Origin of the sequence: Burkholderia sp. Bp9016 (assembly GCF_003857765.1) — a bacterium.
In the GTDB taxonomy this organism is placed as follows: Bacteria; Pseudomonadota; Gammaproteobacteria; order Burkholderiales; family Burkholderiaceae; genus Burkholderia.
The window spans coordinates 108,087-131,492 of record NZ_QTPY01000009.1 but is presented as its reverse complement, the minus strand read 5'-3'; the positions used below and the strand labels follow the sequence as shown (position 1 = coordinate 131,492).

Sequence of the window (23,406 nt, the reverse complement as noted above, 5' to 3'; positions counted from 1 at the left end):
CTTTTGCGTCGCAATTGCGATACATTATCCCGCGTGCCCCTGTCGCCTGCAAGTCGCCCGAATGGCCAGCCGACGAGCCGCGCACTCCTCCGACGGTCCGGCGCCCCACCAATGCTATCCTCTCGTCCGCTTATCCAGCATCACCCAGCGAGATTCAACATGACCCGACTGATCAAGCGCGCGTCCGCCGAGGCGCGCGCGTTCAAGCAACGCAAGCCGTCCGCGTACAACGGTTCCGAAAAGCTCCAGCCACCGCGCGTGAAGCGCCGCCCGGAGATCGACGAACACGACGACGTGCCCGTCCTCGACGCACCGCGCAAGCCGCGTTTCGCGCCCGTCACGTTCTCTGAAGAGCGCGGCGTGCGCTTCCTGCACTTCGGCACCGAATGGGTGCAGGGCGCGATGCGGATCTCCAAGCCGCTGCATATCGAACTCGAGTACGCGCAGCAGATGATGGCGTGGCTGCTGTTCCTCGAAACGCCCGAGCGGATCGTCCAGCTCGGGCTTGGCACCGGTGCGCTGACGAAGTTCTCGCACCGCTTCCTGCCGCACGCGAAGGTCGAGGCGGTCGAACTGAACCCGGCCGTGATCGTCGCGGCGCGCACGATGTTCGCGCTGCCGCCCGACGACGCACGCCTCGTCGTGCATGAAGCCGACGCATGGGACTTCGTCAACGACGCGGCCAATCGCGGCACGACGGGCGCGCTTCAGATCGACCTGTACGATGCGACCGCGCGCGGCCCGGTGCTCGACAGCGTCGCGTTCTACCGTGCGGTGCGCGGCTGCCTCGCGGATGCGGGCATCGCGACGATCAACCTGTTCGGCGACCATCCGAGTTTCGTGCGCAACATGAAGCACCTGAACGCGGCGTTCGACCACCGCGTGATCGCGCTGCCGGAAGTGCACGATGGCAACCGGATCGCGATCGCGTTCTCGGGCCCGGCGCTCGACGTGCCGTATGCGCAACTGGAAGCCCGCGCGAAGCTGATCGAGGACACGCTGAAGCTGCCCGCGCGCAAGTGGGTGAAAGCTTTGAAAGAAACGACGGGCGCACGCGAATCCTCGTTCGCGATCTGACGCTCGCGCGCCGGCCGCATGCCGGTGCAACCGCATGACTAGGGGCGGATCACCTCGGGTTCGCCCCCGCTTGACCGCGCGCTCGCGGCTCCTATACTGGCGCGAAGCCAGGGGAGCCGCAGCTTACCCGTTTTGTCGCTCCTCTCGCCGCCGTACCCGCTCAACAAGATCGATAACCGGGAAAGATGAGGAGACGTCATGGCTCACGATGCCGACGCCAATCGGGCCGCCAAGCGCTGGCTCTGGCTGCTGGTGGTGCCGCTGATCGCGATGGTCTGGGTGCCGTCGTACAGCAAGATCGAACCGCAATGGTTGGGTTTTCCGTTCTTCTATTGGTACCAGTTGCTCTGGGTGTTCATTAGCGCGGTGATCACCGCGTTCGTGTATCACAAGACCAAGAACGCGTGGAAGGCGAACGGCACGCAAGGAGGTGCGCGATGAATCTCGGCGCTACCTTCGTATTCGTTCTCCTGTTCATCGGCGTCACGGTCCTCGGTTTTCTCGCCGCGAACTGGCGGCGCGGCGATCTCGCCCATCTCGACGAATGGGGCCTCGGCGGTCGCCGCTTCGGCACGATCGTCACATGGTTCCTGCTCGGAGGCGATCTCTACACGGCCTATACGTTCGTCGCGGTGCCCGCGCTCGTGTTCGGTGCCGGCGCGATGGGCTTCTTTGCACTGCCGTACACGATCCTGATCTACCCGTTCGCGTTCGTCGTGTTCCCGAAACTGTGGAGCATCGCCAAGCGTCACGGCTACGTGACGGCAGCCGATTTCGTCAACGCACGCTACGGCAGCCGGATGCTCGCGCTCGCGATCGCGGTGACGGGCATCGTCGCGACGATGCCGTACATCGCGCTGCAGCTCGTCGGCATCGAAGTGGTGATCGGTGCGCTCGGTTTCGACACGACCGGCTTCGTCGGCGACCTGCCGCTCATCATCGCATTCGCGATTCTTGCCGCGTACACGTACACGTCGGGGCTGCGCGCGCCGGCGATGATCGCGATTGTGAAGGACATCCTGATCTACATCACGATCGCCGCGGCGATCATCGTGATCCCCGCGAAGCTCGGTGGCTTCGGCCACATCTTCGCGGCGGTGCCGCCCGCGAAGCTGCTGCTCAAGGCGCCTGATGCGATGAGCCTGAACGGCTACAGCGCGTACGCGACCCTCGCGATCGGCTCGGCGCTCGCGCTGTTCCTGTATCCGCACTCGGTCACGGCGATCCTGTCGTCGTCGTCGGGCAACACGATCCGCCGCAACATGGCGATGCTGCCCGCGTATTCGTTCGTGCTCGGCCTGCTTGCGCTGCTCGGCTACATGGCGCTCGCATCCGGCGTGAAGGACATGCCTCAGTACGCGCCGTACTTCAAGGCGTTCGGCCCGAACTTCGCGGTGCCCGCGCTGTTCCTCAACTACTTCCCGTCGTGGTTCGTCGGCGTCGCGTTCGCGGCGATCGGCATCGGCGCGCTGGTGCCGGCGGCGATCATGTCGATCGCCGCCGCGAACCTGTACACGCGCAACATTCACCGCGAGTTCGTGAACCGCAACATGACGCACGAGCAGGAGACGCACGTCGCGAAGCTTGTGTCGCTGATCGTGAAGGTCGGCGCGGTCGCGTTCATCCTCGGGCTGCCGCTGACCTATGCGATTCAGCTGCAACTGCTCGGCGGGATCTGGATCATCCAGACGCTGCCGGCGATCGTGCTCGGCCTGTACACGCGCGTGCTCGACCATCGCGGCCTGCTGGTCGGCTGGGCCGCGGGCATCGTGTGCGGCACGTGGATGGCGATCTCGCTGAAGCTGGCCGGCTCGATCTTCACGATCCACCTGTTCGGCCTCGCGATTCCGGGCTACGCGGCGGTGTGGTCGCTGATCGTGAACCTGGTGGTGTCGGTGGTGGTGAGCGTGCTGGTGCGTGTGATGGGCATGGCGCATGCGGAGGACCGCACGCGGCCGGAGGATTATCTCGACGTCGTCGAGAGCTGATCGGCCCGCCTTCTGTTGCAGTTTCGACACGACGCCCGCGACGCAAGTCGCGGGCGTTTTGCTTGGTGCGCGGGTGTTACTGGCCCGCGCGCTTCGCGAGAGCGTCGCGTTGCGACAGGTCCTCGACGTTGACCATCCAGTGCACGCCGAAACGGTCCTTCGCCATCCCGAAGCCGAGCGCCCAGAACGTCTTGCCGAACGGCATCGTCACTTCGCCGCCGTCGGCGAGCGCATCGAACAGCTTCCGGCCTTCGTCGACCGTTGCCGGGTTCAGCGACAGCGAATAGCCCGCGTGCGCGCCACCGCTCGGCTGGCTGCAGTCGCCGTCCGAGCACATGATCATCGAGTCGCCGATCGTGAAGCTCGCATGCATCACCTTGTCGCCCATCTCCGGCGACATCGGGTAATCGGGGTTCGGCGGCGCATCCTTGAAGTGCATCTTGAACATCGTCTTCGCGCCGAGCGCCTTTTCGTAGAACTGAAGGGCTTCTTCCGCGCGGCCGTAGAACGTCAGATACGGTTGGACTTGCATCGTTGTCTCCTGTGGTCCGGGCAGGCACGTCGGCGCCGGCTCGGGTACATCCAAGATTGACCGGGAAGAGCGCACCGGGACGCGGCCGGCGCACTCGTGACGTGGATTGTAGTGCGCGCGCTTGACGGTGGAATGAAAAATAAAACGGCCGCGAACACAGGGTTCGCGGCCGTCGGCGATGCCTGCTGACGCCTGTTGTCAGTGCTGCTGACAGCTCAACTGACAGCGGCAGGCGCGGGCTGCACGATTCAGCGCAGCGCGTCGATCAGCTTCTCGAGCTTCACCGCGTCGGCGGCGAACACGCGAATACCTTCGGAAAGTTTTTCCGTCGCCATCGCTTCGTCGTTCAACTGGAAGCGGAACGATGCCTCGTCGATCGCGACGCGCTCGGTCGGCTTGTCGTGCAGCGCGTCCGGCGACAGCTTGCGCGTCACCGTGTCGGTGCTGTCCTGCAGTTTCTGCAGCAAATCGGGGCTGATCGTCAGCAGGTCGCAGCCCGCGAGCTCGGTGATCTGGCTCGTCGTGCGGAAGCTCGCGCCCATCACTTCGGTGTGGTAGCCGAACGTCTTGTAGTACGTGTAGATGCGACGTACCGACTGCACACCCGGATCGTTCGCGCCGCCGTTCTTCGCTTCATCCCAGTCGGCGCCGGCCTGCTTCTTGTACCAGTCGTAGATGCGGCCGACGAACGGCGAGATCAGCTGCGCGCCGGCTTCCGCGCACGCGGCGGCCTGCACCAGCGAGAAAAGCAGGGTCATGTTGCACTTGATCCCTTCCTTCTGCAGCACTTCTGCCGCGCGAATGCCTTCCCACGTCGACGCGAGCTTGATCAGGATGCGCTCGCGGCCGATGCCGGCGGCTTCGTACAGTTTGATGAGTTCGCGACCCTTGTCGATCGAGCGCTGCGTGTCGAACGACAGGCGCGCGTCGACCTCGGTCGACACGCGGCCCGGGATCAGCTTCAGGATCTCGGTGCCGAACGCGATCAGCAGGCGGTCGATGATGAAGTCGGTGCTTTCGTTGCGATGATCGCGGACGGTTTTCTCGAGGATCGGCTTGTACGCATCCTTCTGGACGGCCTTCAGGATCAGCGACGGGTTCGTGGTCGCGTCCTGCGGCTTGTACTGCGCAAGCTGCTGGAAATCGCCCGTGTCGGCGACGACGGTCGTGTACTGCTTCAGCTGGTCGAGTGCGGTAGTCATGGCGATTCGGGAGGAGGGCGCGGGGCGCCGGGGTTCTCACGGGCCGCGCGAGCGCGGCAGCGAAGCGAGGCGGCGCGGGCACCGCCTCCGAGCCATCATTTTAGGCCCGATTCGTGTCGTGCACGTTTTGGCCTGCCGCCGGTGCGGCAGGCCCCCGCTATACGGGGCTAGGCGGGACGCCGGGCGTTCAGGATCACCTGTGTGACGATCCCCGCGACGAGTCCCCAGAACGCCGAGCCGATCGACAGCAGCGTGAGGCCCGAAGCCGTGACCATGAACGTGACCAGCGCGGCTTCGCGCTGCTTCGCGTCCTGCATCGCGTTCGCGAGCCCGCTCATGATCGAGCCGAACAGCGCGAGCGCGGCGACCGATACGACGAGCGCCTTCGGCAGCGCGGCGAACAGCGCCGCGATCGTCGCGCCGAAGATCCCGGCGATCAGATAGAAGGTGCCGCACCACACGGCGGCCGTGTAGCGCTTCGCGTGATCTTCATGTGCTTCGGGGCCCGTGCAGATCGCGGCCGTGATCGCCGCGAGGTTCACGCCGTGCGAGCCGAAGGGCGCAAGCAGCAGCGATGCGAGGCCGGTGGTCGCGATCAGCGGCGATGAAGGCGTCTGATAGCCGTCCGCGCGCAGCACCGCGATGCCCGGCACGTTCTGCGACGCCATCGCGACGACGAACAGCGGAACGCCGATGCTGACGATCGACGCGATCGAGAAGGCGGGCATCGTGAACACGGGCTGCGCGAGCGCGATGTGGAAATGGCTGAAGTCGAGCAGGCCGAGGCCGCCGGCCACCGCGGTGCCGACGATCAGCGTCGTGACGATCGCGTAGCGCGGCGCGAGCCGCTTGACGATCAGGTACGTGAAGAACATCGCGAGCACGAGTGCCGTCTGGAACTGCGCGGCGCGGAAGATCTCGATGCCGATCTCGAACAGGATGCCCGCGAGCAAGGCGGCTGCGATGCCGGCCGGGATCCTCCGCATCAGCGTGTCGAACAGGCCGCTCACACCGACGGCCGTCAGCAGCAGCGCGCATACGACGAATGCGCCGATCGCCTCCGGGTAGGGCACGCCAGGCAGCGACGCGATCAGCAGCGCGGCGCCGGGCGTCGACCACGCGACGACCACCGGTGCGCGAAAGCGCAGCGACAGCCCGATCGTCGTCAGCGCCATGCCGATCGACAGCGCCCAGATCCACGACGAGATCTGCGCGTCGCTCAGGTGTGCGGCGCGGCCGGCCTGGAACATCAGCACGAGCGAGCTCGTGTAGCCCGTCATCATCGCGACGAAGCCGGCGACGAGCGCGGACACGGACGTATCGTTGAAAAAGCGGCGGCCGCCGGCGCGGCCAGCGCTCGCGGTGGGCGAGGGATTCATGCTATCTCCGGAGGGAGGCCGCTCGGACGCGGCCTTCGTGTCTGCAGGGCGGGTTCGTTATTTGCTGAGTGCGCGCATCGCGGTTTCGAGGCCCGCGAGCGTAAGCGGATACATGCGCTGGCCGAGCAGGTCGCGGATCACCGCGACCGATTGCCGGTATTCCCATAGCCGCTCGGGCTCGGGGTTCAGCCATGCATGATGGGGAAACTGGTCGGCGAGGCGCCGCAGCCACACGGCGCCGGCCTCCTGATTGTTGTATTCGACCGAGCCGCCGGGCTGCAGCACCTCGTACGGGCTCATCGTCGCGTCGCCGACGAAGATCAGCTTGTAGTCCGGCGTGAACTTGTGCAGCACGTCCCACGTCGCGGTGCGCTCCGAGTGACGGCGGCGGTTGTTCTTCCACAGATGGTCGTACACGCAGTTGTGGAAATAGTAGAACTCCAGGTGCTTGAACTCGGCCTTTGCGGCGGAGAACAGCTCCTCGGTGCGCTTGATGTGGTCGTCCATCGAGCCGCCGACGTCGAGCAGCATCAGCACCTTCACGTTGTTGTGCCGCTCGGGCACCATCTGCAGGTCGAGCCAGCCGGCGTTCGCTGCCGTGCTGCGGATCGTGCCGGGCAGGTCGAGCTCTTCGGCAGCGCCTTCGCGCGCGAAGCGGCGCAGGCGCCGCAACGCGACCTTGATGTTGCGCGTGCCGATCTCGACCGAATCGTCATAGTCGCGAAATGCGCGGGCCTCCCACACCTTGACCGCGGTGCGGTTGCCGTTCGACGGGCCGCCGATGCGCATGCCTTCGGGGTTGTAGCCGCCGTGCCCGAACGGCGACGTGCCGCCGGTGCCGATCCACTTGTTGCCGCCTTCGTGGCGCTCCTTCTGCTCGTCGAGCAGTTCCTTCAGGCGCTCCATCAGCTTGTCGAGCCCGCCCATCGCGTCGATCTGCGCCTTTTCCTCCGGCGACAGCTCGCGCTCGAGGCGCTTCTCGAGCCAGTCGAGCGGAATGTCGAACGCTTCGGACGGCAGCGCGGACACGCCATGGAAATATGCGCCGAACGCCTGGTCGAACTTGTCGAAATACTGCTCGTCCTTGACGAGCGTCATCCGCGCGAGGAAGTAGAACGCGTCGATCGACGGCGAGATCAGCCCGGCCTTCAGCGATTCGAGCAGCGTCAGGTATTCCTTCACCGAGACGGGCAGCTTGGCTGCGCGCAGCGCGTAGAAGAAATTGAGCAGCATGGCCGGGCCTTCGCGGGTGGGTTACCGGTTGTGCCGGTTCATGTAGACGAGCCGCTCCAGCAGGCTCAGATCCTGCTCGTTCTTCAGCAGCGCGCCCGCGAGCGGCGGCACGATCTGCTTCGCGTCGGCGCCGCGCAGCGCGTCGGCCGGGATGTTCTCGGCGAGCAGCAGCTTGAGCCAGTCGAGCAGTTCGGACGTCGACGGTTTCTTCTTCAGCCCCGACACGCTGCGCAGTTCGAAGAAGCTTTCGAGCGCCGCACGCAGCAGTTCCTCGCGGATGTTCGGGAAGTGCACGCCGACGATTTTCTGCATCGTCGACGGATCGGGAAACTGGATGTAGTGGAAGAAGCAGCGGCGCAGGAACGCGTCCGGCAGCTCCTTCTCGTTGTTCGACGTGATGATCACGAGCGGGCGGTGCTTCGCGCGCACGGTCTCGCGCGTCTCGTACACGTGAAATTCCATCCGGTCGAGCTCGCGCAGCAGGTCGTTCGGGAATTCGATGTCGGCCTTGTCGATCTCGTCGATCAGCAGCACGCTGGGGTGCTCGGCGTCGAACGCCTGCCACAGCACGCCCTTCACGATGTAGTTCGCGATGTCCTTCACGCGCGCGTCGCCGAGTTGCGAATCGCGCAGCCGCGACACCGCGTCGTATTCGTACAGGCCCTGCTGCGCCTTCGTCGTCGACTTGATGTGCCACTGCAGCAGCGGCATGTCGAGCGCGGCGGCCACTTCCTCGGCGAGCATGGTCTTGCCGGTGCCGGGCTCGCCCTTGATGAGCAGCGGGCGTTGCAGCGTCAGCGCGGCGTTGACTGCGAGCTTGAGGTCGTCGGTGGCAACGTAGTGCGAGGATCCTTCGAAACGCATGGCGGCGCTCTTCTTAATCGCAAAAAAACCCAGTATAAGTCAGAAGGGCTGTCCGGTTCGGCCGGGCCCGCGTATCGTTGCGGGGCTGCGGCGGGGTGGACCGGGGCGCCATATGGACGCGTTCCCCGCCGACGCGGTACAATCTGGCCGTTTTTTTTGGCCTGCGTGGCGATCCGATAAGCAAAACGGCGCGGGCCGTTGCCGCTTCGGCGCCAGTTTCCCCTCAAGCTAGGTTACAAGAGCTATGAACAAATTCGTCGGCAAACACGTCGTTGTCGCAGCGCTCGTGGCGCTCGCGGGCAGCGCGCAGGCGGCCGGTGTGGTCGGCAACCCGAAGGACGGGGCGGGCAAGGCCGCCATGTGCATCGGTTGCCACGGCATCCAGGATTACCGCGCAGCCTATCCGGAGGTCTACCGGGTACCCGTCCTCGGCGGCCAGAACCAGCAATACCTCGAGAACGCGCTGAAGTCCTATCGCAAGAAGGATCGTCACTTCCCGTCGATGAACGCGATCGCCGGTTCGCTGACGGACCAGGACATCGCCGATCTGGCAGCCTACTACGCTGCCCAGAAGGCGGACTCGAAGGACAATCCCTACAAGTAAAGCGCGCGCCGCCAATCTCGCCGGCGGGACAGGAGCATTCATGAACAACGCATTCAAGACGGCGGCGGTTGCACTGGCGGCCGGCCTCGCGATCGGTACCGCGCATGCGGCGGACACGTCGAAGGGCAAGGATCTGGTTGAATCGCACAACTGCGCGGCCTGCCACGGCGCGCAACTGAACCAGCCGATCAACGCCGAATATCCGCGCCTCGCGGGCCAGCACGCCGACTACCTCGTGTGGGCGATGCGCCAGTACCAGATGGGCCTGACCAACCCGCTGCTCGGTCGCAACAACGCGATCATGCAGGCACAGGTCCAGAACCTGTCGGTCAGCGACATGAAGGACATCGCGGCCTACATCGAGTCGCTCAAGGGCGACCTCGTGTTCAAGAAGTAAGCGCGACGGGCCTCGCCGGCCCGCGCAGCAAGGATGCCCCGCCACGGCGGGGTATTTTTTTGTCCGCGTTGTTTGTCCGCAGTCAGGCACGGCAGCGGCACTCAGTCGCGCGATGCGCGACGCAGGATGCGTTGCAGGTACGCGTCCGTGTCGGGCGGCGTGCCGGTGCGCTGCGCTTCCCAGATTGTCTCGCCGAGGCATTCCATGATCACGTGCTGCGCTTCGTGAGTCGAGTCGAGCTTCGCGGCCAGCTTGTCGTGCGCGGCGCGGATGCCGGGCGGCTGGTCGATCGACAGCTGCTCGCTGATCGCGAGGTGCATCGACAGGTGCAGGAACGGGTTCGTGCGGCCTTCCTCGGGCGTGTAGTTGCGCGCGGCGGCGCCGTCGGCGTCCGCGAGGTCGGCGTGGTATTCGGGGTGCTCGACGATCCAGTCGGCCGCCATCGCTTCCAGCGGCGTCAGGATCTCGCCGGCGCGCTGCTTGCGCCAGGTTTCGGTGAAAAAGCGGCGGACTTCGTCGCGACTCGGATTGAACATGGTGGGGAAACGTCGTGATTCGGGCGGCGTCATGCCGCGTCGGGCATTGTACGCCGGGTCGGCGCGCGGTGCTGGCGGCGGCTGCGCCGCGCAATGGGTAAGCGCCGACTAGGCTGCCGGCCGCCGCGCCGCTACACTCCCACGACATCCGTCGTTGCGCTCGCGCCGTTTCCTCATGTCCGCTACCGCCCGCTCACCGTCCTCCGCGCTGCAAGGCGCGCTCTACGTCGCACTGTCCGCCGTCGCGTTCGGCGCGATGGCGATCTTCGGCCGCTATGCCTATGCGGCAGGCGTCGACGTGCTCGGCTTGCTGATCGTGCGCTTCGCGATCGGCGGCGCGGTGCTCGCCGCGATTGCCCGCCACCGCCGCGTCGCATGGCCGCGCGGCCGCGCGCTCGTGCCGCTCGTCGCGATGGGGGCGCTCGGCTACGTCGGACAGTCGTTCTGCTACTTCAGCGCGCTCCAGCATGCGCAGGCGAGCCTCGTCGCGCTGCTGCTGTACCTGTATCCGGCCTTCGTCACGCTGCTGGCCGCGTGGTGGCTCGGCGAGCGGCTCACGCGCGCGAAGGCCGTCGCGCTCGTGCTCTGCGTCGCGGGTTCCGCGCTGATGGTCGGCGGCGGTCACGGCGAGCCGCTCGGCATCGCGCTCGCGCTGGCGGCCGCAGTGATCTATTCGCTGTACATCGTCGGCGGCACGAAGGCGACGCGCGGCGTCGATCCGCTCGCGACCACCGCGATCATCTGCCTGTCGGCGACCGCCACGCTCCTCGCGATCGCGCTCGTGCGGACCACGATGTTAGGCGCGCCGCCGCGCTGGCCGGTGACGGCCGGTGGCTGGGCGGCGATGCTCGCGATCGCGCTGGTGTCGACGGTCGCGGCGATGCTCGCGTTCTTCGCCGGGCTCGAGCGGCTGGGCGCGGCCCGCACGTCGATGCTGTCGACGCTCGAGCCGGTCGTGACGGTCGCGCTCGCGGCACTCCTGTTCGGCGAAGCGCTGTCGCCGCTGCAGTGGGCGGGCGGCGTCGCGATTCTCGCGGCGGTGCTGGCGCTCGTGCGCGCGGGCGGTGCGGCAGCCGACGACGCGACCGCGACATCGAACGCATAGCGGGAAAAGGAAAAGGGAAGGGCAACACCGCAGGCGCCGCTGCGGCGCGTCAGCCTGCCGGCGGTCACTCGTTCGGCGGCGGCGTCTTCGGCCTGAATTCGCACAGCGGCTCGATTGCGCAATGCCAGCATTCAGGCTTGCGTGCCTTGCACACATAGCGGCCGTGCAGGATCAGCCAGTGATGCGCGTCCTGCAGGAATTCTTTCGGCGTGAACTTCTCCAGCGCGGTCTCGACGGCCTTCACGTCCTTGCCCGGGGCGAGCCCCGTGCGGTTCGCGACGCGGAAGATGTGCGTGTCGACCGCGATCGTCGGATGACCGAACGCGGTGTTCAGCACGACGTTCGCGGTCTTGCGGCCGACGCCCGGCAGGCTTTCGAGCGCTTCGCGATCGGCCGGCACCTCGCCGTCGTAGCGCTCGAGCAGGATCCGGCACGTCGCTACGACGTTCTTCGCCTTGGTCCGGTACAGGCCGATCGTCTTGATGTAGTCGGTGACGCCTTCTTCACCGAGCGCGACGATTTGTCGCGGAGTGTTCGCAACCGGAAACATCTTCCGCATCGCCTTGTTGACCGACACGTCGGTCGCCTGGGCGGACAGCATCACCGCGATCAGCAACTCGAACGGCGTCGTGTATTCGAGCTCGGTTGTCGGATGCGGATTGAGGCTTTGCAGCGTTTCGTAGATCGCGCGTCGTTTGCTGGCGTTCATGGCGTGTCGTGGTCGGGCGGCGTGGATGTGCCGCTCTGGTCGTCGCGGCCTTCGGCGTCGCGCCGCGCCTGCTGCTCGGCGAGTCGCTTGCGGCGCGCTTCGGCCGCATCGATCTGGGCCTGCACGGCCGTGCTCACGCCTTCGGTGTTTTTCGGCCCGGCGCCTTGCGCGGACAGCTCTTCCTTCTTCTTGCGTGCGCGTTCGAGCGCGGCGGCGATGATCGCGCGTTTCTTTGCGTCGGCGTCGTCGGCCGGGGCGGCGCTCGGCGCGGTCGGCTGCGTGTCGGGCTGTCCGGCATCCGGCGCGGGCTTCGCCGCGCGACGTGCGGCGGCGCGCGCTTCGGCGGCCTCGCGGTCGCGGCGCTGGCGCGCGAGCCGGCGGTCGTGGCGTTCGCGTGCGGCGTCCGCCTGCGCCTGCGACCACGCATCCCACCCGGTGCGATCGCCGGTCACGGGCACCATCGCGATGCAGTCGACCGGGCACGGCGGCACGCACAGGTCGCAGCCGGTACACAGCGACTCGACGATCGTGTGCATTTGCTTCGGTGCACCGACGATCGCGTCGACCGGGCACGCCTGCATGCACAGCGTGCAGCCGATGCACAGGCTCTCGTCGATGAAGGCGACTGCGCGGGGATGTTCGCTGCCGTTGACGGGGTTCAGCGGGATCACGGGCTTGCCGAGCAGGCTGGCGAGGCGTGCAATGCCTTCGGCGCCGCCGGGCGGGCACTGGTTGTAGTTCGCGTCGCCGGCGGCGATGGCGTCGGCGTACGGACGACAACCGTTATAGCCGCACTTCGTGCATTGCGTCTGGGGAAGCAGATCTTCGATGCGATCCGCGAGGGTCTTGGAATCGGTCACGGTGACAACGGGCGCTGCGGCGCCGACTGGCTTTCGGCCGCGTCTGGCGCGGCCGGAAAGGTTTGCCAAAGCTCGATTATCGCCGATTTCCCGCATTGCGCTGGACGCCGTCTGTGCGCATAATCAAACCGCTTTTTTGCAGGGGCTCAGCAGGAGGGCGGCCGCATGCGGCGCGCCCGTTCCACGGCAGTCGGCGCCAAGGCGGTGGGGGTGCCGGTCCGGATCACGCGGCTCACATAGCAAAACGCCACCATGAATCAGCCAAAAATCAAAAGAGATCCTGAAGGTACGCGCCGCCGCATTCTGATGGCGGCAGCCGAAGAGTTCGCGAGTGGGGGGCTGTTCGGCGCGCGCGTCGACCAGATCGCCCGCCGGGCCGAAACCAACGAGCGGATGCTCTATTACTACTTCGGCAGCAAGGAGCAGCTGTTTACGGCCGTGCTCGAACACGCGTTCTCCGCACTGACCGAGGCCGAGCGCGTGCTCGATCTCGATGGCGTTGCGCCCGTCGAAGCCGTCACGCGGCTCGCGCATTTCGTGTGGGATTACTACCGCGATCATCCGGAGTTGCTGAGGCTCATCAACAACGAGAATCTGCACGAAGCGCGCTACCTGCACAAGTCGACGCGGATCCGCGAAATGATGTCGCCGATCGTCGCGAAGCTGGGCAACGTGCTGATGCGCGGCCAGAAGGCCGGGCTGTTTCGCAGCGACGTCGATCCGCTGCGCTTCTACGTGACGCTGTCGGGGCTCGGCTACTACATCGTGTCGAACCGCTTCACGCTCGCCGCGACGCTCGGCCGCGACTTCAGCGAGGCCGACGAGCGCTCGGAGATGGTCAGGATGAACACCGAGGTACTGCTCGCGTATCTGCTGCGGCGCTGAGCCGCCGAACTGCACCAACTGCGATCGCTGAATGAAAAAACGCCGCCGTGCGTAAGCAACGGCGGTGTTTTTTTATCCGAACGCGGTGCGTCAGGCGGCCTTGCGTGCGCGAGCCGGTTTGGCGCGCGTGCTGCCTGCGCGTTTCGCAGCGGGTGCGGTCTTCGCGGCTGCCGTCCTGGCGGGGGCGACCGTCGCGGCCGGTGCCTTCGCGCGCGTGCGCTTCGCAGCGGTGACGGTGGCGGTGGCGCGCGTTGCCGTTTCTGCCTGCGGCTGGCTGATCGGCAGCGTGGCGACGGGGGCTGCTACCGGTGCGTCGGCGGGCGCCTTCGTCGCGCCGTTCTTCGGTTCCGGTGCATGCTCGCGGATGAAGTCGCGCAGTTGCGGATAGATGATCGTGCGCCAGCGGCGACCTGAGAAGATCCCGTAGTGGCCGCACTTCTCGGCGGTCAGGCTGCGGCGGTCGTCTTGCGGAATGCCCGTGCACAGCTCGTGCGCGACGTGTGTCTGGCCGCTGCCCGAGATGTCGTCGAGTTCGCCTTCGATCGTCATCAGTGCGGTGTGCTTGATGTCCTGCGGACGCACGCGCTCGCCTTCGACGTCCCACGTGCCTTCCGCAAGCAGGAATTCCTGGAACACGACGCGGATCGTCTCGAGGTAATACTCGGCGGCCATGTCGAGCACCGCGTTGTATTCGTCGTAGAAGCGGCGGTGCGCTTCGGCGTCGTCCTCGTCGCCGCGCAGCAGGCTCTGGTAGAAATCCCAGTGCGATTGTGCGTGCCGCTCCGGGTTCATCGCGACGAAGCCCGTGTGCTGCAGGAAGCCCGGATACACCTGACGGCCTTCGCCCGGATAATTCGCGGGCACCGTATGGATCACGTTGTTCTCGAACCACGCGGTCGAGTGTTGTGTCGCAAGCGAATTCACCGACGTCGGGCTGCGGCGCGCGTCGATCGGGCCGCCCATCATCGTCATCGTGAGCGGCGTGTCCTCGCCGCGGCTCGCCATCAGCGAGATCGCCGCGAGCACCGGCACCGTCGGCTGGCACACCGAGATCACGTGCAGGTTGCGCGCGCCGATGTGACGGATGAACTCCTGGATATACGCGATGTAGTCGTGCAGGTGGAACGGGCCTGTCTCGACCGGCACCATCCGCGCATCGATCCAGTCGGTGATGTACACCTTGTGATCCTGCAGCAGCGTGCGCACGGTGTCGCGCAGCAGCGTCGAGTGGTGGCCCGACAGCGGCGCGCAGACCAGCACGACCGGCTCGTCCTTCAGTTGCGTGACGGCGTCGGCGTCGTCCGAATAGCGTTTGAAACGCAGCAGGCGGCAGAACGGCTTCTCGACGATCGTCTGCTCGACGATCGGGATGTTGTGGCCGTCCTTGACGATCTGGTGAATGTTGAATTCGGGCTTCTCGTAGTCCTTGCCGAGCCGGTATATCAGCTCGTACGCGGCGGCCATGCGCGGCGCGCCGGGCATCAGCGAGAACGGGCTGGACGGGTTGGCGAACGACTTGGAGGCAGCCTGGGCCCAGGCCGTGAGCGGACTCAGCATGGCCCGCTGGAATTCGTGCAGTTGGTAAAGCATGCAGACTACTCCCGCGTGGGGGGACGGTGCGCAGGGCGGCTTGGGGTGTCGCCGCGTGCCGTGTGGGTCAGCGGCCGGCCATGTTGCACTGCGGCCGGACAATCGCGTCGATCATATCGGACAACGATCGGTGTTGCAATGCAACATTTCCCCGATTTTTCATCAAAGTTTTGCGAATTGACGTTCTCTGACGAAGCTGTCCTGGCGCCGCTCAGCGCCCCGTCGCCACGGCCGGCACGGGCTGGCCGGCCGCGCGGGCCATTGCCTCTTCGTGGTGCATCAGGTTCATCGCGGTATGCACGAGCGCGACGTGCGAGAACGCCTGCGGGAAATTGCCGACGAGCCGCCCGCCGACCGGGTCGTACTCCTCGGCGAGCAGCCCGAGGTCGTTCGACAGCGCGAGCAGCCGGCTGAACAGCCGGTGAGCGTCGTCGATCCGGCCGAGCAGCGCGTAGTTGTCGACCAGCCAGAAGCTGCACGCGAGAAACGTGCCTTCGCCGGGGGGCAGGCCGTCGTCGTACTCGGTGGTGCGGTAGCGCATCACCAGCCCGTCGTGCAGCAATTCCCGCTCGATCGCCGCCACCGTGCCGACGATGCGCGGGTCTTCCGGCGGCAGGAAGCCGAGCAGCGGCATCATCAGCACGCTCGCGTCGAGCTCGTCGCTGCCGTAGCTCTGTGCAAACGCCTGTTTGCCTTCGTGCCATGCGTTGTCGCATACGTCCGCGTGGATGCGGTCGCGCAGCGCGCGCCAGCGGTCGAGCGACGCGGGCAGGCGGAACATCTCGGCCGACTTGATCGCGCGGTCGAACGCGACCCACGCCATCACCTTCGAGAACGTGAAATGACGGCGGCCGCCGCGCGTTTCCCAGATGCCCTCGTCGGGTTCCTGCCAGATCTTCTCGAGATGGTCGAGCAGCGAGCACTGCACGGACCACACGGTGTCGTCGGCCTGCAGACCGCCTACGCGCGCGAGGTGCAGCGCGGCCATCACTTCGCCGAACACGTCGAGCTGGAGCTGGTTCGCCGCGCCGTTGCCCACGCGCACCGGCTTCGAATCCTGATATCCGGGCAGCCAGTCGAGCTCCATTTCCGGCAGCCGGCGCTCGCCCGCGATCCCGTACATGATCTGGATCTGCTCGGGCGAGCCGGCCATCACGCGGCCGAGCCAGGTGCGCCACGCGCGCGCCTCGTCGTAGTAGCCGCCGCGCATCAGCGCGAGCAGCGTGATCGTCGCATCGCGCAGCCAGCAATAGCGGTAGTCCCAGTTCCGGTTGCCGCCGATCTTCTCGGGCAAGGACGTGGTGGGCGCGGCGACGATGCCGCCGGTCGGCTCGTATGCGAGCGCCTTCAACGTGATCAGCGAGCGGCGCACGGCGGCCGCATAGCGGCCTTGCACCTGGCAGCGCCCCGACCATTCGAGCCAGTAGTTCTCGGTGCGGGCGAGCATCGACAGCGGATCGCGCGCGGGCGGCAGCCGCAGGTGCGACGCCGCATAGCCAAGCGAGAACGGGATGCGCTCGTCGGCGCTCACCGTGAATTCGGCGAGCGTGTGAAGGTTCTTGCCGGTGAGGGCCACCGGCGTGCGCAGCACGACCGTATCGGGACCGGCGATTGCCTTCATCCCGCTCTCGCGGGACAACTGCGTGACCCACGGGATCGAGAAACCGTAGTCGAAGCGCAACACCAGTTCCATGCGCATCTTCATCGTGCCGTGGCGGCCGACGACGATCCGCACGAGTTCCGACCAGCCGTTGCCGGGCGGCATGAAGTCGATCACGGTGACGGCGCCGTCGGCGCTCTCGTAGTCGGTTTCGAGAATCAGCGTGTCGCCGCGATAGCGGCGTGTCGTGTGCGTGATCGCGGCGTCGGCGGCCGGCGCGAGCAGCCAGCGGCCATGCTCGGGGGTGCCGACCAGCGCCGCGAAACAGGCGCCCGAATCGAAGCGGGGCCAGCACAGCCAGTCGACGGAGCCGTCTTTCGAAATCAGCGCGGCGGTGTGGCCGTCGCCGACGAGGGCGTAGTCTTCGATCAGGGCGGGCATGGGCAAGCGGTCCTTGGATATTCGAGTTCACAATGCAGGCTGCGGCGCCCGCGCTTCACGTGCCGGCGTCGCGCCCCGTATACTCGGCCGGGCGGCGGAGCGCATGGTCGGCCGGCGTTTCGTCCTATCTCAACACTTGAAGCGACTCGATGCAAGGAGGATTCAATGCCCAACCGTTTACGCGAGCATGACGCACGCGCTTCGACACGAGGGTTCCCGCTTAGGCTCGCTCACTGGATGAAAGGTTTCGCGATCGTGCTCTCCCTGTCCGCGACCCACGCCTTTGCGCAGCAATCGCCGGCACCGGCCGACGGCGTCTACAACCTGCTGGTCGGCACCTATACGGGCCACGGCAGCGACGGAATCTACGTCTATCACTTCGATACCAAAACGGGCAGCGTCGCGCCCGTGTCGTCGGCGAAGACCGTGAATCCGTCCTATCTGTTGCCGAGCCGCGACGGTCGCACCGTCTACGCGGTCAACGAGTTGCCCGGCGACAACGGACCGGCCACCGAGCGCGGCGGCGTCAGCGCGTTCAATTTCGATGCGAAGACGGGCGCGCTCACGTTCATCGACCGCGTGTCGTCGGAAGGGAACGATCCTTGCTACCTGGCACTGTCGCCGGACGGCAAGTACCTCGTCACGGCCAACTACTCGGTCGCGGCGGATCCGGGCGGCAGCTTCGCGGTGTTCCCGATCCGCGACGGCGGCGCGGTGGGTCAGGCCGTGCTGACGGTGCATCATGAAGGCACCGGGCCCGTGAAGGGGCGCCAGGACGGCGCGCACGTGCATTCGACCGTGTTCTCGCCGGATGGCCATTACCTGTTCGTGCAGGATCTCGGCACGGACAAGATCTACGGCTATCGCTACACGGTGGACGGCAGCCGCGGGCTGATCAGCCCGACCGATACGCGCTACACGCCCGTGAAGGCCGGCTCCGGCCCGCGTCACATGGTGTTCAGCGCCGACGGCCGGTTCGCGTACGTGACGAGCGAGCTCAGCGCGTCGGTCGAGGTATTCGGCTACCACGACGGCAAGCTGACGCCGGTCGAGATCCTGCCGATGACGGCGCCCGGCTTCAAGGGCAAGGTCGGCGGCGGCGCGATCCACCTGTCGCCGGACGGCCGCTTCCTGTACGTGAGCAATCGCGGCGACGTCAACGACATCGTGATCTACGCGGTGAACAAGGCCGATGGCCGGTTGAAGACGGTCAGCCGCCAGTCGAGCCTCGGCAAGACGCCGCGCGAGTTCCTGATCGACCCGACCGGCAAATGGCTGATCGTCGGCAACCAGGACAGCGACACGTTCTACGTGTTCAGCCGCGATGTCGAAACCGGACAGCTCGGCCCGAATCCGCGGAAGGTCGCGGTCGGCAGCCCGGTCGATTTCAAGCTGGTGCCGGTGGCGCAATAGATGTAAAAAAGGCGCCGCGGATGCAGCGCCCTTCGCATGTCGGGCGGCCGCTTGCGCGGCTCGCCCGTCCCGGCGGCGGCCGGACGGTCGCCGCACTCAGTCGGCCGCGGCCGGCACGAGTACCTCGCGGCTGCCGTTGATGCCCATCGGCGACACGAGTCCGGCTGCTTCCATCTGCTCGACGAGACGCGCGGCGCGGTTGTAGCCGATGCGCAACTGCCGCTGCACCGACGAGATCGATGCGCGCCGCGTGCGCACGACAAACGCGACGGCTTCGTCGTACAGCGGATCGGCTTCCGCATCAGGCGCTTCGCCGAACAGGTCCTGCGCCGCGCCATCGGTGGCCGGGCCGTCCAGGATCCCTTCTTCGTACTGCGGCTCGCCGAACTGCTTCAGGTATTCGACGACCCGGTGCACTTCCTCGTCGGCGACGAACGCGCCGTGCACCCGCTGCGGATAGCCGGTGCCCGGCGGCAGGAACAGCATGTCGCCCTGGCCGAGCAGCGATTCGGCGCCCATCTGGTCGAGAATCGTGCGCGAATCGATCTTCGACGACACCTGGAACGCGACGCGCGTCGGGATGTTCGCCTTGATCAGGCCCGTGATCACGTCGACGGACGGACGCTGGGTCGCGAGGATCAGATGGATGCCGGCTGCGCGCGCCTTCTGCGCGAGGCGCGCGATCAGTTCCTCGATCTTCTTGCCGGCGACCATCATCAGGTCGGCCAGTTCGTCGATCACCACGACGATCAGCGGCAGCGTCGACAGCGGTTCGGGATCGTCGGGCGTCAGCGAGAACGGGTTGCCGATCTTCTTTTCCTTCGCCTGCGCATCGCGGATCTTCTGGTTGAAGCCCGCGAGGTTGCGCACGCCGACGGCCGACATCAGCCGGTAGCGCTTCTCCATTTCGCCGACGCACCAGTTCAGTGCGTTCGCGGCGAGCTTCATGTCGGTGACGACCGGCGCGAGCAGGTGGGGGATCCCTTCGTAGACCGACAGCTCGAGCATCTTCGGGTCGATCATGATGAGCCGCACGTCCTCGGGCGTTGCCTTGTACAGCAGCGACAGGATCATCGCGTTGATCGCGACCGACTTGCCCGAACCCGTCGTACCCGCGACCAGCATGTGCGGCGCCTTCGCGAGATCGGTGACGACCGGGTGACCGGTGATGTCCTTGCCCATCGCGATCGTCAGTTGCGACGTCGAGTGCTGGTACTGGCGCGATTCGAGGATCTCCGACAGGCGGATCATCTGGCGTTTCGCGTTCGGCAGTTCGAGGCCCATGCAGGTCTTGCCGGGGATCGTCTCGACGACGCGGATCGACGTGAGGCCGAGGCCGCGCGACAGATCCTTCATCAGGCCGACGATCTGGCTGCCGCGCACGCCGAGCGCGGGTTCGATCTCGAAGCGCGTGATCACCGGGCCGGCCGATGCGCCGACGACCGTCACCGGCACCTTGAATTCCTGCAGCCGCTGTTCGATCACCTGGCCCGTCTGCGCAAGGTGCTCTTCGGAGATCGTCTGGACGTCGTCCGATGCGGGCTCGAGCAGGTCGAGCGTCGGCAGTTCGACGTTGAACGACGCGGGCGCGTGGAATTCGAACGCATTCGGTCGCGGCTGGCGTGCCGTCGGCGCCGATGCGTCGGCGGCCGGGGTGGCCGGTTCTGCGGCGTCGTCGGTAGCCGGCGGCAGGCTCGCATCGGCGATCGTTGCGGCTGCGAGCGGTGCGGCGGCGATGACCGGTGCGGCGATGCCTGCCGAGGCGGGCGTGGTACCGGTGCTGGACACGGACCAGCTCGCCGGCGTTGTAGCAGGGGCGGGCGGCGGCGTGTAGGACTGCACCGGCACGGGCATTGCGGCGCCGAGGGTTGCGCTCGGGGCGAGGGCGCCCGGCAATGCCGACACCGCCGGGGTGACGGGCGACTGCGAGGTCGTCGGCGCAGCGGACGCGGCAACCGCCGCAAGCGTGCTGGCAGGTGCGACGGGCGTGCTGCCGAACGTGGCGGGCGTAGCGGTTGCGGTCGTGCCGGTCGGGGCCGGTGCGCCGGTCGACGGTGCCGTCACGATTGCGGCAGCCGGCGGCGTCATGGCTGCCGGCTGCGTTGCTCCGGTCGCTGCGTTGATCGCGGCGGCATCGACGGCGCCGGTCCACGATGCCATCGAACCGGTGGCCGACGCGGTCGACATGGCGGCAAGCGTGGCGCCCGGCGATGCGGAAGGCGTCGCGGTGGCCGCGGCTGTCGGGGTGCTTGCGATCGGTTGCGACGCGGTTGCCCTGAACGACGTGCCGATCGATGCGGACGGTGCGGGCGTCGAAGGCTGCGCCGTGGACACGCCAGCGGTGTTTGCCGCCGGCGTCGGGGCAGGCGCGGCTGCTGCCGCCGGTGCGGATGAGCGCGTAATCGAGCCGGATACCGGACCGGCAGCGGCGCTGAGCGTCGACGATGCTGCGGGCGCGATGGCCGGCGCCGCGAACGACGCGCGATTGCCGGAACCATCCACGGTGCTCGTCACGCTAGCCAGCGCCGACGGTGCAACCGATGCGACGGCCGGTGCGGCCGGTTGCGACGGCGAACCCGATGCCGTGTTGGTCACGCCGCCAAATGAAGGCGCTACGGCAGCAGGCGTGCGGTTCGGCGTAATGGCCGGTGCGGGCGTAGCCGAAACGGGCGCGACGACAGGCGTGGCGACGGGCGACGATGTGCCGGCGGTCGAGGAAGTCGAGGAAGTCGAGGAAGTCGAGGAAGTCGGCGCAGCGGCGAAGGGGCGGGCCGACAGCGGGCTCGACCACGGCGTAGATGTCGCGGCGTTAGACGAGGTAGGTTCGGCGATCGCGGAAGTCGACGGTGCGGGCGAGGCGTCCATTGCCGGTGTCATGGGGCGTTGCGTGCTCACGGACAGCGGCGCAGCCGCTGCAACGTTTTTCACGGCTGCATCATTTTTCCATACGGTTCCCGTCACGGCGTGGGCCGGTGCCGCGCTCGACGCGGCGAGCGCGGGCGTGGCCGCCGCAACCGGCATCACGTCGGCAAGTGTGCGCGCCGGTGTTTCCGCAACAGGCGAAACTGGAGGATGAGAGGGCGTCGCGACTTGCTCGACGGCCTTCGCACCATTCATGCCATTCGTGCCGCTCAGGACGTCACGCGTGTTGTGTCCCGAATCTGCCGATATGGTGGTATCGGCAGAGAGCGCGGGTTGCGATTCGAACGGGGCGCCGATGCCGGTGGTGGTTGCTGCTTCGTTCGCATCGAAGTTGCGAGCCGTATCGCTTGCTGCGGACGGGATGGCCATCGAAGACTGGCCGGCCGCGACCGGTTCAGCGCTGACCGCCGGCGAAGCGGCAATCGGGCGTTTCCGTGACGCATCGATAGCGGCAAACGGCGGGCTGACGATGTCTTCCCACGGTGCAAAGTCGATGGAGGTATGGAATGCCGGCGCGACAGGCGCATCCGCGACATGCCGACTCTCGTCGTTCGCGTGCTGTGCCGGCGCTTCGGTGCCGGCGTGGAGGTCCGACACCTCGGGTTGCGCGGTATGGCCGGACAGCATGGCACCCGAAGCGGCAGCATGCGCTTGCACGCTCGGCTCGGCGGGCATGAACGCATCGAGCACGATCGGGGCATTGTCGTCGTATGCCGGCACAGCCGCGTGTTCGTCCGGGCGATCCGTGTCGTGCGGTGCGATCTGCGGCGTAGCCGGAACGAACCCGCCCGGCACTGCAGTCGATGCGGACGCGGCGACACTGCTTGCCGCCGCGATCGCTCCGGCTGCGGTCGCGGCGGTTGCCGTCGCGTTCGATCCATTCGTCGAGCGGGTGTTGTCCAGCATCGCCCACTGCGCGGTGCTGGCCTCGATCGAGCGCAGCGTGTCATGAACGCTCGGCGACGGCGTAATCGGCTCCGCCGGTTGTTGCACCCACGCGTAGAGCGGCGCGCGTGCGGGCGTCGGCGGCGCGGGGCGGCGTCGTGCGGCATCGGCCGACTTGCCGGCCGCACCCGTTCCCGTCGCCGGGCGTGCGGGCGTGCGCGGCGGCGTCGCGCTGACAGGCCGCGGTGTGACCGAAGTACGGGGTGCTGCCGGTTGTTTCAGCGCGGCAGCCGCAGGCCGGACGGCGGTCGGTCGCGGCCGTACCGGTTCGAACCCGGCCGGAAGCGGTGCGGGATCCGGGCGCGGCACTTGTGCGTTCGCCGCGGCGCGCGCGAGGCTCGCGGTGCTGCCGGTCGTCGGCGGCGGCAGTGGGCTGGTCGTGGAGGGCACGGGTGGAGTCGGCACGCGATTGACCGGCGTCGGCTTCAGCCAGCCGGACGGCGCGACGGGTTCCGTGAGCGGACGCGGCGCTGACTTGCTGCGCGGTTTCGGCCGCGCCTGCGGATCGGGCTTCCATAGCGTCGGGCGCGAATACCGGCCGTTCTGCCGGGGCGCCATCGAGTTGACCGTGTGCGCGGTGGTCGGCTGCACGACGTCGTCGTCGCGGTGCAGCGCACTGCGCGGCAGATCGGCGACGCCGCGCGCATCGTCGTCGTCGACATCGCGCGCAAGTTTGACGCCGAACGACGTGTCGACCCACGCGGCGAACTGCCGCCAGCCGATACCGGTCAGCCAGGGCAGCCCCGCGAGCAGCAGCACGACCATCGCGACCGGTGTGCCGATCGGGCCGAGCACGTGCGCGAAGCCGGTCGAGAACGCATGGCCGAGCCCGTTCGTGTCGGGGCCCGACAATGGGCTCGTCAGCGTGCAGCTCGCGACGAACACGGCCGCGAAGCCGAGCCACAGGCGAATCGAGCCGCGGCCGGCGAGTCCGCCGCCGCCGGGCAGCATCGCCTGAACGAGACGCCAGAAGAGAAGAAGGAACCAGACGGCGGAGATGCCGAACCAGCCGAAGACAACCGTATGCATGCTGTGATGAAACAGGAAGAGGGCGGGGAGCGCGGTGCGCGACCCGCCGAGTTTAACCGGCCGATGAACAAGACTCTAAGGCGGCATCGACGCGC

19 protein-coding genes are annotated in these 23,406 nt (G+C 67.1%); 8 read left to right on the top strand and 11 right to left on the bottom strand.

Translation table 11 applies throughout. The features are described from left to right. Positions 1-159: 159 nt before the first annotated feature. The 3 genes from DIE13_RS13325 to mctP all read left to right on the top strand — a co-directional run bounded on the left by DIE13_RS13325 (position 160) and on the right by mctP (position 3,065). Entirely contained in the window at positions 160-1,077 is a 918-nt protein-coding gene (locus DIE13_RS13325) for a spermidine synthase (RefSeq protein WP_124827643.1), read from the top strand. Positions 1,078-1,275: 198 nt separating this feature from the next. Then, positions 1,276-1,518, top strand: a complete 243-nt coding sequence (locus DIE13_RS13320) for a DUF3311 domain-containing protein (RefSeq protein WP_096502081.1) — start codon at positions 1,276-1,278, stop codon at positions 1,516-1,518. Continuing rightward, a complete protein-coding gene (mctP, locus tag DIE13_RS13315) occupies positions 1,515-3,065 on the top strand; it encodes a monocarboxylate uptake permease MctP (protein WP_124827642.1) in 1,551 nt (516 codons plus the stop codon). The genes DIE13_RS13320 and mctP overlap by 4 nt, the downstream gene beginning before the upstream one ends. Before the next feature lie 76 nt (positions 3,066-3,141). Here mctP and DIE13_RS13310 read toward each other — a convergent pair whose 3' ends face one another. From DIE13_RS13310 to DIE13_RS13290, 5 genes are all read right to left on the bottom strand, one after another. Further along, positions 3,142-3,597, bottom strand: coding sequence for a VOC family protein (locus DIE13_RS13310; RefSeq protein WP_124827641.1), 456 nt, complete (start codon positions 3,595-3,597; stop codon positions 3,142-3,144). A 248-nt stretch (positions 3,598-3,845) separates the two neighbouring features. Further along, positions 3,846-4,799: a transaldolase gene (gene tal, locus DIE13_RS13305; RefSeq protein WP_124827640.1), complete on the bottom strand. Its 954-nt coding sequence runs from the start codon at positions 4,797-4,799 to the stop codon at positions 3,846-3,848. A 167-nt stretch (positions 4,800-4,966) separates the two neighbouring features. After that, the gene (locus DIE13_RS13300; protein ID WP_124827639.1) at positions 4,967-6,178 is read right to left on the bottom strand and encodes a benzoate/H(+) symporter BenE family transporter; all 1,212 of its coding nucleotides are present in this window, start codon (positions 6,176-6,178) and stop codon (positions 4,967-4,969) included. Positions 6,179-6,235: 57 nt separating this feature from the next. Further along, positions 6,236-7,411 carry a VWA domain-containing protein gene (locus DIE13_RS13295; RefSeq protein ID WP_124827638.1) on the bottom strand — a complete coding sequence of 392 codons (1,176 nt, stop codon included), beginning with the start codon at positions 7,409-7,411 and terminating at the stop codon, positions 6,236-6,238. Between the two features lie 21 nt (positions 7,412-7,432). Further along, the gene (locus DIE13_RS13290; protein WP_096502069.1) at positions 7,433-8,275 is read right to left on the bottom strand and encodes an AAA family ATPase; all 843 of its coding nucleotides are present in this window, start codon (positions 8,273-8,275) and stop codon (positions 7,433-7,435) included. Positions 8,276-8,519: 244 nt separating this feature from the next. Between DIE13_RS13290 and DIE13_RS13285 the strand changes: the two genes are divergently transcribed. Together DIE13_RS13285 and DIE13_RS13280 are read left to right on the top strand one after the other, a co-directional pair. Next, positions 8,520-8,879, top strand: a complete 360-nt coding sequence (locus DIE13_RS13285) for a c-type cytochrome (RefSeq protein WP_124827637.1) — start codon at positions 8,520-8,522, stop codon at positions 8,877-8,879. Positions 8,880-8,919: 40 nt separating this feature from the next. Beyond that, positions 8,920-9,276: a c-type cytochrome gene (locus DIE13_RS13280; RefSeq protein WP_124827636.1), complete on the top strand. Its 357-nt coding sequence runs from the start codon at positions 8,920-8,922 to the stop codon at positions 9,274-9,276. A 101-nt stretch (positions 9,277-9,377) separates the two neighbouring features. Here DIE13_RS13280 and DIE13_RS13275 read toward each other — a convergent pair whose 3' ends face one another. Next, a complete protein-coding gene (locus DIE13_RS13275) occupies positions 9,378-9,845 on the bottom strand; it encodes a DUF1841 family protein (RefSeq protein ID WP_390679620.1) in 468 nt (155 codons plus the stop codon). 142 nt (positions 9,846-9,987) lie between these two features. Between DIE13_RS13275 and DIE13_RS13270 the strand changes: the two genes are divergently transcribed. Then, positions 9,988-10,917, top strand: a complete 930-nt coding sequence (locus DIE13_RS13270; RefSeq protein WP_124827634.1) for a DMT family transporter — start codon at positions 9,988-9,990, stop codon at positions 10,915-10,917. 64 nt (positions 10,918-10,981) lie between these two features. On the opposite strand, the gene nth is transcribed toward DIE13_RS13270, so the two are convergent. Further along, positions 10,982-11,626 (bottom strand): endonuclease III, encoded by a 645-nt coding sequence (nth, locus tag DIE13_RS13265; protein ID WP_096502058.1) that lies wholly within the window; start codon positions 11,624-11,626, stop codon positions 10,982-10,984. Further along, positions 11,623-12,582 carry an electron transport complex subunit RsxB gene (rsxB, locus tag DIE13_RS13260; protein ID WP_124827633.1) on the bottom strand — a complete coding sequence of 320 codons (960 nt, stop codon included), beginning with the start codon at positions 12,580-12,582 and terminating at the stop codon, positions 11,623-11,625. The genes nth and rsxB overlap by 4 nt, the downstream gene beginning before the upstream one ends. 156 nt (positions 12,583-12,738) lie before the next feature. On the opposite strand from rsxB, the gene DIE13_RS13255 reads away from it, so the two are divergent. Continuing rightward, on the top strand, positions 12,739-13,371 hold the full coding sequence (locus DIE13_RS13255; protein WP_124827632.1) for a TetR family transcriptional regulator: 633 nt from the start codon (positions 12,739-12,741) through the stop codon (positions 13,369-13,371). Between the two features lie 90 nt (positions 13,372-13,461). Here the strand turns inward: DIE13_RS13255 and DIE13_RS13250 are convergent, their stop codons facing one another. Beyond that, positions 13,462-14,961, bottom strand: a complete 1,500-nt coding sequence (locus tag DIE13_RS13250; protein WP_124827631.1) for a polyhydroxyalkanoate depolymerase — start codon at positions 14,959-14,961, stop codon at positions 13,462-13,464. A gap of 211 nt (positions 14,962-15,172) precedes the next feature. Continuing rightward, complete coding sequence (locus tag DIE13_RS13240) at positions 15,173-17,002, bottom strand: glycoside hydrolase family 15 protein (protein ID WP_124827629.1); 1,830 nt, start codon at positions 17,000-17,002, stop codon at positions 15,173-15,175. Positions 17,003-17,167: 165 nt separating this feature from the next. On the opposite strand from DIE13_RS13240, the gene DIE13_RS13230 reads away from it, so the two are divergent. Then, positions 17,168-18,415, top strand: coding sequence for a lactonase family protein (locus DIE13_RS13230; RefSeq protein ID WP_124827628.1), 1,248 nt, complete (start codon positions 17,168-17,170; stop codon positions 18,413-18,415). A 96-nt stretch (positions 18,416-18,511) separates the two neighbouring features. On the opposite strand, the gene DIE13_RS13225 is transcribed toward DIE13_RS13230, so the two are convergent. Continuing rightward, positions 18,512-23,311 (bottom strand): FtsK/SpoIIIE family DNA translocase, encoded by a 4,800-nt coding sequence (locus DIE13_RS13225; RefSeq protein ID WP_124827627.1) that lies wholly within the window; start codon positions 23,309-23,311, stop codon positions 18,512-18,514. Positions 23,312-23,406 lie beyond the last annotated feature (95 nt).